We start from the raw sequence: 12,523 nt of genomic DNA, 5'->3' as shown, positions 1-12,523 counted from the left end.
TAAGAAGTAAGAAGTAAGAAGTAAGAAGTAAGAAGTAAGAAGTAAGAAGTAAGAAGTAAGAAGTAAGAAGTGTTGTCGCTCCGAGCTGAATGTCCAGAGATATTCAATCAGTTGACTCAAGTAATCAAGGTAAGGCCAGCTATCACGCCAGCCTTACATTTTACTATTTCTAGTAGATGCACTCGGGTTACGGGCACCAAAATACGGTCAAATTAATATCAGGGTGATTTAATACAGCGCGCAGTGGTACTTCATACTCTGAGCCGGGTTGTTTTGCCGCTTCATACACTGCCTTTTTTTCATCACCTGAAATCAATAAAACTACCGTCTTAGCACTAGCAATCCCCGCAAGAGACAGACTCATACGTTCTGTGATTTCGCCTGTCACTTCGCTTTGATGAGCATTAATTGCGCACACAGTGTTTGTGGTCGTTAACGCGTGCTCTAGACCTTTCGCATTTGGGAATAAACTGGCGGTATGGCCATCCGGCCCCATTCCTAAAATAGTAACATCAAATGGCTTTTTTAGCGCCGCATAATCAGACTCACATGCACCAGCTCCCTCTTCTGCCGACTTTGCCGCATTCTTCATTGTCACAAATTGAGCATTCGCCGCTTTGTCTTGCAGTAATGTCGACTTGATAAATGCTTCGTTGGACTTTTCGTGATCCGGTTCGACCCAACGTTCATCAACCATAGCAACCGTAATTTTATCCCAGCCTAGTTCAACACCAGAAAGGTGACGATACGCTGGAGCCGGTGATGAACCACCAGACACTAACAATACTGCTTCACCGTCTTGCTCAATACCTTGACTGATCCCAGCTTGAAGTAGTTCTGCAAGCGCTGCTGTCATTTCGTCTTTGGAGCTGAAATTTCTTTCTGTCAACTGTGCCATTACGCTTGCTCTCCCGCGTTGAACCAAACATGTTTGTTTTCTTCTAGTAGTTCATCAGCATCTTCAGGACCCCAAGAGCCAGCACGATAAAGTGATGGAGCCCCTTTACTCTGCCAACGCTCAATGATTGGATCAACCCACTGCCACGCTTGGCGCACTTCGTCACGGTGAATAAATAAAGCCGGGTTATTTGCAGCGGCGTCTAGCATTAGGCGCTTATACGCATCTGAATGATAGCCATTGTTATACTTTTCACTCAATGAGATATTTAGCGTCACTGGCTCTAGTTGCATTTCAAGGTTATCTAGACGCTTAGACATTAGCGTTAATTGAATACTTTCTTCAGGTTGTAATCTTATTACCAAACGGTTTGGCTGAATTGGACCCGCCGCATCACCATAAACATTGTGAGAAACAGGTTTGTACTCAACCACTATTTCAGCACAACGCTTTTTCATACGCTTGCCTGTTCTTAAATAGAAAGGCACGCCAGACCAACGCCAGTTATCAATATGAGCACGAATAGCAACAAATGTTTCTGTTTTACTTGACCCTTCGCCCAGCTCTTCTAGGTAACCAGGTACCAGCTTACCTTCAAGGTCGCCTGGTACATATTGACCACGCACAACATTATTATCTACATCTGAGTCAATTAGCGGTCTAAGCGCTTCTAATACTTTAAGCTTTTCAGTGCGAATACTGTTGGCATTAAGTTTATGTGGTGACTCCATCGCAACCAAGCAAAGTAGTTGCAATAAGTGATTTTGCACCATATCACGAAGCGCGCCCGCTTTGTCGTAAAAGCCAGCTCGGCTTTCAAGACCTACCGTTTCAGAGATACTGATCTGAATATTATCTATGGCTTTAGCATCCCATAAATTCTCGAACAGTGCGTTTGAGAATCTAAGCGCCATCAGGTTTTGAACCGTTTCTTTACCTAGATAATGATCGATACGGAATACTTGCTCTTCCGAGAAGAACTCACCGATTTTGGCATTAATTTCTTCTGCAGATTTACCGCAATAGCCAATAGGCTTTTCAACAACTACACGTGATTGCTCAGTGATTAGCCCTTTGATTGACAATAGCTCACAACAACGGCCATAAACCGCTGGAGGAAGAGACAAGTAGAATACACGAGACTTATCTTCCCCATCGGCCAACATATTCTTTAGCGTATCCCAGTGTTCGTCTTCTTCAGTAACATTGACTATCACAGGTACTAAAAACTGTTCAAATGCGGACCAATCTTTTTTGTTGTATTCGCCTTTGCCAAGGTGAGTTTGTAATGCGATATGTGCCGTTTCGATAAATTCTTGTTGTTTGTTTTGTTCACGAACGGTCGGTAAGATGCGAGTGCCTTCAGGTAAGTTACCTTCTTGATATGCACGATACAAGGCAGGTAGGAGTTTGCGAAGTGCTAAATCGCCTCCCCCACCAAAAATTACGATGTCAAAAGGATTAAGCATAATTCACTCTCATTAGGTTAGGCGTGCACTACAAGCACGCAGTGTTTATTCGATTTGGAGCCACTCCAAAGCCTACCAAACTCATTGTGTAACGGGTGATGATTTCGATTGCAATGCACTAGTAATATCAATTCGACTTAATACCTGCTCAATTTTAGGGATTAAGTAAGTTGGTATAAATGAGTCTTAGAAACCTGCATTTCCTCTCACAAAAATACAGGTTCTAAGTACTCCAGCGCTACCCGTTCAAAGGTATTCTGTTTACTTCAGTTCCACTCGAAGTATTAATTCGTTCTCTTTTGTTTGTAATAAGCGATTAGACCTGCCGTTGAGCTATCATGCGGGTTGGTAACACCTTCTTGCGTTAGCTCGGCTTCAATATTTGAAGCAAGCCCTTTACCAAGCTCAACACCCCATTGGTCAAATGAACACACATCCAAAATAATGCCTTGGCAGAAAATTTTGTGTTCATACAAGGCAATTAGTCGGCCCACAGCTTTTGCATCTACCTTATCTAGAATAAACGAAGAGGTTGGACGGTTACCTTGGTGTATTTTATGCGGGATCAACTTATCAATTTCCGCATCCGACTTACCTTTCGCCGTTAAATCTTCACGAACCTGCTGTGCATCTACACCCGCCATCATAGCTTCCGTTTGCGCGAAGAAGTTAGACAGTAAAATATCGTGATGCTGGCCTACTTTGTTTTGCGGCTCAATTGAAGCGATAAAATCAGCCGGAACAATCACATTACCTTGGTGTAAACACTGATAAAAAGCGTGCTGGCCATTTATCCCTGTCATGCCCCAAATAATTGGCACAGTCGTATAGTTTACCTGCTCTCCTGCAAAAGTAACATGCTTACCGTTACTTTCCATTTCACCTTGTTGTAAATATGCAGGCAGCATATGAAGCGCCTGATCATAAGGCAAAATCGCTTGTGCTTGATACCCTAAGAAGCTGGTATTCCAAACGCTGAGTAACGCCATCAACAGTGGAATATTGTCTTCGTTGTTTGCCGTTTTAAAGTGCTCATCAATTTCAAACGCACCTTCAAGCACTTCGGCAAACTTATCGAAGCCTAAATAAAGTGCGATTGGTAATCCGATTGCACTCCAAAGGGAGAAACGACCGCCAACCCAGTCCCACATCGTAAACACGTTGTCATCACTAATACCAAACGCTCTGGTCTTCTCAAGATTGGTGCTCACCGCAACAAAATGCTTGGCGATTGCCGCTCTATCACTTGCAGCATTCAAAAACCACTCAACGGCAGTCTTTGCATTGGTCATGGTTTCAGAGGTTGTGAAGGTTTTTGATGACACGACAAACAAGGTGGTTTCTGCGTCCAAACCTTTTAATACTGAAGCAATCTGTACACCGTCAACATTCGACACATAATGCACGTTTAGCGTGTCATCTGCATACGCAGCAAGCGCATCAGTTACCATTTGCGGGCCTAAGTTAGAACCCCCAACGCCAATTGCAACTACATTTTTTACCGCTTTGCCTGTATACCCTTGCCACTCACCTGAACGAACTCGGTTACTAAATACTTGTAGTTTTTCTAATTCTGCATTGACTTGTTCAGTAACATTTACACCATCCACGTAAATAGGTGTATTTGCTCGGTTACGCAGCGCCGTATGTAAAACCGCTCGGTCTTCGGTGATATTTATTTTTTCACCAGAAAACATCTTTTCTCGCCAAAGCGCGATATCGCTCTCTTTTGCGAGCTGCATCATTTCAGAGAATGTTTGGTCGTCAATGCGTTGCTTGGAAAAGTCGAACAACACACCTGGGATTTGACGAGAGAACTTTTCAAATCTTTGTGCATCGTTTGCAAACATCGTTTTTAAATGCTGCTGCTCTACTCGCTGCGCAGAACTACTGAGCTTTTGCCAACTATCCAAATCTACACGACCACCCATTACATATTCCCCTAAGACGTAAGTGATTGTTAGTTACCTTACTTTTCAGTTAGTAACAACAAAGAAACATTATTAAACAAGCACATTATGCCAAAATGACAACGCTGTCAAATTGCTTCTTTTCAATTTTACATTGCGAATAATAACCTAAAATAAAATTTTTGACACCGGTATCATTCATTTATTTCTGCGAATTGTAGTGCTAAATTCTGTACTTATTAGATAGACTAAGAAAAACAGATGATCCTTTTATTAAGCCAGTAGTCACCTGAGCGGCTAAATATCACAGAAATTGGGCGCTAGCTTCTGCATACATAAAGCGCTACTATTCCTCAGTGCTTAATAATGATCGATACAGACCTGTAAATAGAAGAATAATTACATGAAAGTCACTATTAATGATGTTGCCAAGCTAGCTGGCGTATCTATGAAAACCGTATCGCGGGTAATCAATAAAGAACCTTCGGTTAGAAAAAAAACCTACGATCAAGTAATGCAGGCTGTAAAAGAGCTTAATTATCAGCCTAATATTGCTGCGAGAAACTTAGCTGGTACTTCTTCATTTGCAATTGGCTTGGTCTACGATAATCCCAATGCGTATTATGTCATTGATATGCAAAACGGGGTGTTATCTCGCTGTAGGGATGAAGGGTATGAGCTCGTCATCCACCCCTGTGAATCCAATTCGGAAAATATGGCCGAAGAGTTCGTCACTATGATCAAACGCTCACGTCTTGCAGGTTTGGTCTTGACTCCTCCTCTGTCCGAGCAACAAGCCATTATTGATATGCTAGATGAGCTGGGCATTCATTATGTGCGTCTACTTTCAGGTCGAGCGCAAGAAGCCGAAAGCAGCGCAAATAACTGTATCTTTGTTGACGACTACGCTGCTGCCTATGAAATTACCGAGCACCTAATCCAACTTGGACATAACAAAATTGCTTTTGTACTTGGCGATGAAGAGCATAAATCAACTGCAGAGCGGCTAGCTGGATATCGCGATGCGCTGAAAGCCCACGATATCAAACAAGACGATACACTGCTCTATCACGGTACGTACTCATTTGAATCTGGAGTAAAAGGCGCTAAAGCACTGCTGGCCGATGGCAATCCAAACCAAATCACTGCGATTTTAGGTGGTAACGATGAGGTTGCAGCTGGGGCTTTATTTGCTGCGCGGCTGATGAATATAGAGATCCCAGGTCAATTGTCTATCAGTGGCTTCGAAGACTCTCCATTCTCCCGCCAAACTTGGCCAAAGCTTACGACTGCACATCAGGCTAACAACATTATTTCTGAACATGCTGCGCGTCTATTGTTTTCTAAAACACGTGGACATCGAAAAAATGATAAAGAAGTCTCACATGTGTTCACACCGAGCATGGTGGTTCGTGAAAGCACGGGTAGAGTCACACAATAACTACTTATTTAGTCGGCTCATAAGCCGACTAACATCAAAAAAATTTCACTATTTCACCAATAGTTCTTCACTCTTACTCGACCATGCATTGATCAGCGCCTTGACCAGAGATGCAAGTGGAATCGCAAAGAATACCCCCCAAAACCCCCATAAGCCACCAAAAAATAATACTGCAACAATAATATAAACAGGGTTAAGATCCACAGCTTCTGAAAACAATAACGGCACTAATACATTACCATCTAATGCTTGAATAATGCCGTACGCGATGAGAATGGTCCAAAATTCTGGCGCTAGACCAAATTGAAACAAAGCAACTGCGGCAACGGGTAAGGTAACGAGTGCAGCACCAATAAATGGGATAAGTACAGAAAGTCCAACCAATGTCCCCAGTAGTGCGGCATAGCGTAAATCCAAAATAGAAAAGGTCACAAAGCTCACTACACCAACGATGACAATCTCAAAAACTTTACCACGAATATAATTCATAATTTGTTGGTCCATCTCATGCCACACTTGTGAAATGAGCTTTCTGTCCTTAGGTATAATTTTTGACACTCCAGATGTAAGTTCTGACTTGTCTTTCAACATGAAAAAAGCAAGCAGCGGCACTAAGACCAAATAAATCATCCATGCGACAACGTCTTTTAATGAGGTTAATGAGGCTGAGACAATAACTTCGCCAAGCTCTAGCAATTTACTTTCCACAGAGCTCACAATTGCCTGTACCTGAGTTGTAGAGATCAGCGTCGGGTAGTATTCAGGTAAATGTAAAAGGAAGTCCTTACCCTCTTCTACCATAGTTGGACTTTCTTGAAGCAGGTTACTTAACTGTTGCCACAGAACGGGAACGATACCAAATACCAGCCCCAAAGCAACGCCCACAAATACTGCCATTACGACTACTGCTGATAACATCCTACTGCCAGTCACTCGAGTGAGCTTATTCACTGGCCATTCAAGTAAATAGGCTATGACAATTGCGACCAGTACCGGCATGACATAACTGCCAAAAAAGTACAGCAAAGCAACCGTAGCAACTAACATAAGCAATAGAGTAACGGAATGTGGATCTGAAAACTTTTTGATATACCACGCTTTTACTAACTCAAACATCCATGATCTCCAAACACACTTCACCGCTTTCAATTTCAATAATTTGGTAACTCACCGAGTTACCATCCAAATACTTTTTGATATCTAACAAGCTCTGATCCTGACTCATCAGCAATTTTAGTTTGCCTAGAGTATAGTCATGGCGCTTTAACCGCCACTTAAACTGAACAAATAATGCAGGACAGGTAAATTCTCGTAGATCATGTACAAATTTTGTTGTCTTGTCTCCACACAAATCACTCAATGCGGTAGCCCTCAAGGCGTTGATGGTTTATTCTTAATAGCATACTCTACTTCTTGGGAATCTTAATGCCAGGCGTTAATAATAAGGCCCGATTGCCAGCCAATCCAACACTAAAAGAAATAAATTGGTACAAAAAGCAAATTAATTGGGGTGAACTTCCGCCTTTTTATCACCTTGTCGCCTCAGCGGTAAGTGAATGTGAAGGTCTGCTCCATCACGGCTTTGACAATGCGGTAAAGCGTTTGCTAGATAAGCGAAATTGGAATATAGAACTATTAGGTGGTTATGAAGATGACAGTGGCATAATTCACTGCGACAATAAACCTCAAATCGCGTTACATCAAGCATTTACTGACAGAGGTTTTGAGCTTTGGGCTTACCCAATAGCCAAAGGCACCAAAATTGATGCCTATGTTAAAGACAATCGTTTTTTGGAATTCCAAGTATGGGATCCGCATACGATGAAAAACTTACTGCGCATCAACCAGCTCCATAAATTCATTGCGTTTTACTTTGAACGCGGTGATATAGCTGACAAAGCTCTGATACTTCATGCGCACAAAGTGCTGCATATGACAGTGACGTTTTTGCAAAAAGAATTGAACATCACTAGTGTTGCTGGGGTCTCAATAAAAGATTTTTACCAACTTTGTGAAAAAGATGCTCGAGCATGCAATGATGAAGTCGACTTAGCTAGGATCATGCTCGGAGAAGACCTTAAAAGGGATTAGAATGCAGTTAAAACCCCTATTAAATTCAATCGTTTTAACATTTGCGCTCGCTGCATCAAGCAGCGCTGTTGCACAAACAGAGCTGAAACTACCAGATTTAGGCACTTCAGCTCTCCAAGTACTACCTATTGAAAAAGAACAAGCGATCGGCGAAGTAATGATGATGCAGCTACGCTCGCGCTCCCCTGTGGTTGGCGATCCGGTACTTGAAGAGTACTTAACCAGCCTAGGTAATCGCCTCGTCGCCAATGCTAATGACGTACGCTTTCCATTTACCTTTTTTTGGATAAATAACAAAGATATTAATGCCTTCGCTTTTTATGGGGGCCATGTTGGTGTACATACCGGACTCATTGCGCAATCCGATAATGAGAGTCAATTAGCATCCGTTATTGGCCACGAAATTGCGCACGTTACCCAACGTCATTTAGCACGCCGCGTACAAAACGCAAAAGACAACAGCGCCTTGACCATAGCGGGGCTTATTACTGGTATTTTGGCAACCGTTGTTGCCCCAGATGCGGGTATCGCCATTTTATCCGCAAGCCAAACGCAATCATCGTTGAACCAACTAACGCATAGTCGAAAAGCGGAGCAAGAAGCCGACCGGTTTGGCATGAATACACTACATAAAGCAGGCTTTGACCCCTATGCGGCCAGTGAGTTTTTAACTAAGCTCTCGGATCAAATTCGCTTTAAAAATAAGCCACCTGCATTTTTGCTTACGCACCCGCTGCCCGACAGTCGAGTATCGGACGTTAGGCTAAGGGCACAACAATTCGAGAAAAAGCATTACCCCTCAAGCCTTTCCTACACGTTAGCTAAAAGTCGTGTGCTTGCACGATATTATTATTCAGAAGATGCAGGAGAAGCCTTTTTCAGAAACTCTTTAAAACGCTCAGCAGAACTCGACAAGCGCCCGCTACAATACGGATTAGCAATTACGTTACTCGATCAGAAAAAATACGAGGAAGCAGGTAAACTATTGAATGAGTTGTTAGAAAAAGATCCGAATAACCTGTTTTATCTTGATGTATATACCGATTATTTAATTGCGACAGAGCACTCTGGCAAAGCCGTTGAGATGCTTCAAGCTCAACATCAACTTAGACCCAATAACCAAGTTATCACGCTAAACTATGCAAATGCCGCAATAAAAGCAAAACAGTATGAAGTTGCCGAGCAATTGCTTAAGATCTTTTTGCTTGAGAAACCAGATCATATCCTCGCTCGTGATTTACTCACACAAACCTATGAAGCCCAAGAAAACAAAGCCGCTTTCCATGAATCAAAAGCGAGTGTCTATGCCCAGTATGGTGCATTTAATAAGGCAGCAGACGAAGTCCAGCGTGCACTTAATCATGTCGAAGATAACGAAGATATCAAGCGTACCAGATTAAAAGCGCTACTTAGCCAATATCGTAATATGCAAAAAGAAATCGCTAAGCTATGATGCTTGGCGATTGCTTACAGCGATAGTAGAAACGTATTTAAGCCAATTTTCTTGCACATCGCTTTTCGTCATCTCTACATTAAGCTATGATCCGCTTATATAACGACTTAGAGCAAAATAGAGCGAAATCATGTCAGTAGAAATCTATCACAACCCGCGTTGTTCAAAATCACGTGAAACCCTAGCTTTACTAGAGTCCAATGGCGTTAATCCTACCGTTATTGAATACCTAAAGACGCCAATCGATAGTGACACTTTGGCTAATTTACTGTCTAAACTTGGATTTAGTTCTGCTCATCAGCTAGTACGTAGCAAAGAAACGCTCTACAAAGAGCTTGGACTATCGAAAGAGTCGGATGAAGCGACACTGCGCACTGCCATGCTTGAAAACCCTAAACTAATTGAGCGTCCTATCGTTGTTAAAGGTGATAAGGCGGCGATTGGCAGGCCTCCAGAGTCGGTCCTTAATATCCTGTAATGAGTAAAATTCTTATTTTATACCACTCCAGTCATGGCTCTGTGGCGAATATGGCGCACGAATTTGCAGACACCATCGTGTCACAAGGTGGTGAAGCCATAGTGCGCGTATTTGAGAAGCGCCAAGACCATGATGTGATCGTAACAAAGCAAGACTTAGTAGCATGCGACGGGTTGGCGTTCGGTACTCCAACACGCTTTGGCATGATGGCAGCCCAAGCGAAAGCGTTTTGGGAAACCACCAGCGATTTGTGGCTTAAAGGCACGCTCATCGATAAACCAGCCTGCGTATTTTCGTCTTCAAGCAGTATGCACGGTGGCAATGAGGCTACCCTACTCAACCTCTCCTTACCGTTATTACACCACGGCATGATGTTGTTAGGTATCCCCTATGATGTTCCAGAGCTTTTGGCGACCGAAATGGGCGGAACGCCTTACGGTGCAACACATGTTGCGGGCAGCCAAAACAATGCTTCACTCACTCAAACAGAAATCAAAATTTGTCGTGCAGCAGCGAGTCGACTGCTACGCGTCGCGGAAAAGTTAACATGAATGAAATTGCAAAAAAGCCCATCACTAGACGCTTTCAACGCTTTGCACTAGTAGGGTATTTTGGTCTTTTGATCCTGATGCCACTGTGGCTCTTTGTGCTTGCACCAAGAGAAGGTTACAGCTTGGGCTTTGTCTTTGTGGTGTACGTTTTACCTTTATTACTCCCGCTTAAAGGTATTTTACAAGATAAGCCATACACTTATGCGTGGGCAAACTTTGTCGTAATGTTTTATTTTATCCACGGCTTTACCCTGTTGTGGACATCTCCAGACGAGCTATTGTTAGTCCTGCTTGAGATTAGCTTTGCAACGTCCATGTTTATTGGTTGCACTTACTATGCAAGACACAGAGGCCAAGAGTTAGGGTTGAAGATCCGCAAGTTAAAAGAAGACCTTGCTGACGAAAAGGCAGCGCACGAGCATAAAGAGTCATAATCTCGCTCGCATAACTCCATTAAAAAAGCGCAGTCTTCAATGAAGTAACTGCGCTTTTTAGCATCAATCCGTCAGCTTAGTTCGTTACTGTAAGCTACTGCAACGATAGTACAGCTATCAACACCAATACTGAAAACAATACCTGCACACCAATACTAAGCCAAGCTAACGCATTTACCCCGATCAGTGACCAAGGCGTTGAGCTGTTTGGGTATAGAGGGTTGCTGCGTTTACGCCTCGCAAAAACAAAAATTGCGACAGAAGCTGCCGTAGTGACAAGTGTTGCGATGGTTTTTTCATCCACCTCATCGGTGAAGAATAAAAATAACTGCAGTGGTAGCAAAATAGCAGCAAAGGCATAAAGAATATGGACAGTTTTTATTTTTTGATACTTTGCCTCATTAGAAAGCTCGATAATACCGTGCTGCTCAAATGTTTGCTTAGAAGTAAGCGCCTGATTTTTCATAGCCACACGGTAAGGGGTGTCGCCATGAATATCCGCAAGCGTCGGGTCATCACCATGTTCAAAAATCATTTCGATCATAGCTGCAGAATTCGATGCCGCCGCATAGTGCATTAAGTTCCTGCCCGATTCATCCAATTCATTTACTTTATGGTGCGGCAACATGGTTTCAACCGCGCTCACAAAGCCATTTTCAACCGCTAACATAATAGCTGAACGCCCACTGCTATCTCTCGCTGTTCCTGTCGCGCCCTGCGTGACTAAAGTGATAATCGCTGATTGCTTCACCTGTTGTTGGGTTAGCTGGAACAATAGCGCTTGTTCCAAAAGACCCGTCACTTCATCTTTGTCACACATAGTGCAAAGCAGCTCAAAAGTCTGCTGTCCATCCAGCAAACTATCTGTTGCTAGTTTAGCCGTGGCTGCTCGGTCAAGCAAACAAGTATCAATATGAGTCAATAGTGCCGCATGTGTTGCCTCCGAGCTATTGCACCACAGAGCAACTATTTCTTTTGCACTAAACTTAAGCCCTTTCTCCAATAGCCAAATCAGCGTTTTTTCATAATGTTTGTCACAGAGCAATTCTACAAACGATAAACCTTGATCTTGTACTTGAGCTTGAATGTTAGAGTACTGACCAAGACGCTGAATGAGTGTTTTTATTAGCTCATCCTGATCAGTATCATTTTCCTCAATGTGTTGAATTACGCTATTAACGTATTGACGCTGTTTATCGTCATAGTCGTCAATATGCTGAAAATAACAGGCTTCGAACGGCTCTAGCGGTCGTAACCAAACGAGGTAAAATAAAGGAGGTAGAACAGTGGTCGTTACGCCCTGCTCATCTTTCATTTGTTGGCAATTCGGCCATGCCTCTATGGCATCTAGAATATAAGCACCGTTTTGTTCGATTAACCCCTTTAACAGCATGGGATACTGGGCAGGCCAAATTAACACTTGTTCCATGAATGCGCTATTATCCTCAGAATGTAAATATATGCAGCATAATTATCGCGAAATGACTAGGTGGTGAATAATATCAACAGTCGCGCTAAAATGCTCACCTATTTCAGGACAAATTTAAAAAATAGGGCTTTTTTGAGGAGCTAGAATGGGCAATCAATTAGAAACATGGCAAGTGGTCTTGATCATTGCTGGCGTGTTAGGGGTGATTTGGAGCAATATTGCGTTGTTAAAATATTCCGCCAAATTTGAAATGAAAAAGAAAATAGACGAGCAAACCACACCTTTTGACAAAGATAAGGTAACGTCCAAAAACAACACGCCTCAAAACAATCCAAAAAAGGATGAAGATTGAAGCATGTTGCGACGTTA

General features: G+C 42.7%; 13 protein-coding genes. 7 read left to right on the top strand and 6 right to left on the bottom strand.

The window, feature by feature from the left end:
- Window positions 1-187 precede the first annotated feature (187 nt).
- From pgl to pgi, 3 genes are all read right to left on the bottom strand, one after another.
- Window positions 188-898: a 6-phosphogluconolactonase gene (gene pgl / locus CKO50_RS22285; protein ID WP_095729954.1), complete on the bottom strand. Its 711-nt coding sequence runs from the start codon at window positions 896-898 to the stop codon at window positions 188-190.
- Window positions 898-2,367, bottom strand: coding sequence for a glucose-6-phosphate dehydrogenase (zwf, locus tag CKO50_RS22280; RefSeq protein WP_095729953.1), 1,470 nt, complete (start codon window positions 2,365-2,367; stop codon window positions 898-900). The genes pgl and zwf overlap by 1 nt, the downstream gene beginning before the upstream one ends.
- Before the next feature lie 284 nt (window positions 2,368-2,651).
- A complete protein-coding gene (gene pgi / locus CKO50_RS22275; protein ID WP_095729952.1) occupies window positions 2,652-4,298 on the bottom strand; it encodes a glucose-6-phosphate isomerase in 1,647 nt (548 codons plus the stop codon).
- A gap of 382 nt (window positions 4,299-4,680) precedes the next feature.
- On the opposite strand from pgi, the gene CKO50_RS22270 reads away from it, so the two are divergent.
- On the top strand, window positions 4,681-5,718 hold the full coding sequence (locus CKO50_RS22270; protein WP_095729951.1) for a LacI family DNA-binding transcriptional regulator: 1,038 nt from the start codon (window positions 4,681-4,683) through the stop codon (window positions 5,716-5,718).
- Between the two features lie 48 nt (window positions 5,719-5,766).
- Here CKO50_RS22270 and CKO50_RS22265 read toward each other — a convergent pair whose 3' ends face one another.
- Together CKO50_RS22265 and CKO50_RS22260 are read right to left on the bottom strand one after the other, a co-directional pair.
- Complete coding sequence (locus CKO50_RS22265) at window positions 5,767-6,834, bottom strand: AI-2E family transporter (protein WP_010606507.1); 1,068 nt, start codon at window positions 6,832-6,834, stop codon at window positions 5,767-5,769.
- Window positions 6,827-7,078 (bottom strand): hypothetical protein, encoded by a 252-nt coding sequence (locus CKO50_RS22260; RefSeq protein ID WP_010375515.1) that lies wholly within the window; start codon window positions 7,076-7,078, stop codon window positions 6,827-6,829. Before CKO50_RS22260 ends, CKO50_RS22265 begins: the two co-directional genes overlap by 8 nt.
- A gap of 65 nt (window positions 7,079-7,143) precedes the next feature.
- On the opposite strand from CKO50_RS22260, the gene CKO50_RS22255 reads away from it, so the two are divergent.
- The 5 genes from CKO50_RS22255 (at window position 7,144) to CKO50_RS22235 (ending at window position 10,725) form a co-directional block, all read left to right on the top strand.
- Window positions 7,144-7,809: a hypothetical protein gene (locus CKO50_RS22255; RefSeq protein WP_095729950.1), complete on the top strand. Its 666-nt coding sequence runs from the start codon at window positions 7,144-7,146 to the stop codon at window positions 7,807-7,809.
- Window position 7,810: 1 nt separating this feature from the next.
- Window positions 7,811-9,262 (top strand): M48 family metalloprotease, encoded by a 1,452-nt coding sequence (locus CKO50_RS22250; protein ID WP_095729949.1) that lies wholly within the window; start codon window positions 7,811-7,813, stop codon window positions 9,260-9,262.
- Window positions 9,263-9,392: 130 nt separating this feature from the next.
- Complete coding sequence (gene arsC / locus CKO50_RS22245) at window positions 9,393-9,740, top strand: arsenate reductase (glutaredoxin) (RefSeq protein WP_010606504.1); 348 nt, start codon at window positions 9,393-9,395, stop codon at window positions 9,738-9,740.
- On the top strand, window positions 9,740-10,291 hold the full coding sequence (gene wrbA, locus CKO50_RS22240; protein WP_010606503.1) for an NAD(P)H:quinone oxidoreductase: 552 nt from the start codon (window positions 9,740-9,742) through the stop codon (window positions 10,289-10,291). Before arsC ends, wrbA begins: the two co-directional genes overlap by 1 nt.
- A complete protein-coding gene (locus CKO50_RS22235) occupies window positions 10,288-10,725 on the top strand; it encodes a DUF2069 domain-containing protein (RefSeq protein WP_095729948.1) in 438 nt (145 codons plus the stop codon). Before wrbA ends, CKO50_RS22235 begins: the two co-directional genes overlap by 4 nt.
- A gap of 94 nt (window positions 10,726-10,819) precedes the next feature.
- Here CKO50_RS22235 and CKO50_RS22230 read toward each other — a convergent pair whose 3' ends face one another.
- Window positions 10,820-12,154 (bottom strand): ankyrin repeat domain-containing protein, encoded by a 1,335-nt coding sequence (locus CKO50_RS22230; RefSeq protein WP_095729947.1) that lies wholly within the window; start codon window positions 12,152-12,154, stop codon window positions 10,820-10,822.
- A 145-nt stretch (window positions 12,155-12,299) separates the two neighbouring features.
- Here CKO50_RS22230 and CKO50_RS22225 point away from each other — a divergent pair, with 145 nt between their 5' ends.
- Window positions 12,300-12,506 carry a DUF2897 family protein gene (locus CKO50_RS22225; protein WP_095729946.1) on the top strand — a complete coding sequence of 69 codons (207 nt, stop codon included), beginning with the start codon at window positions 12,300-12,302 and terminating at the stop codon, window positions 12,504-12,506.
- The last annotated feature ends 17 nt before the right edge of the window (window positions 12,507-12,523 follow it).

It is taken from the genome of Pseudoalteromonas sp. HM-SA03 (assembly GCF_002289345.1).
Taxonomy (GTDB): Bacteria; Pseudomonadota; Gammaproteobacteria; order Enterobacterales; family Alteromonadaceae; genus Pseudoalteromonas.
This window is presented reverse-complemented; position numbering and strand designations above follow the sequence as displayed.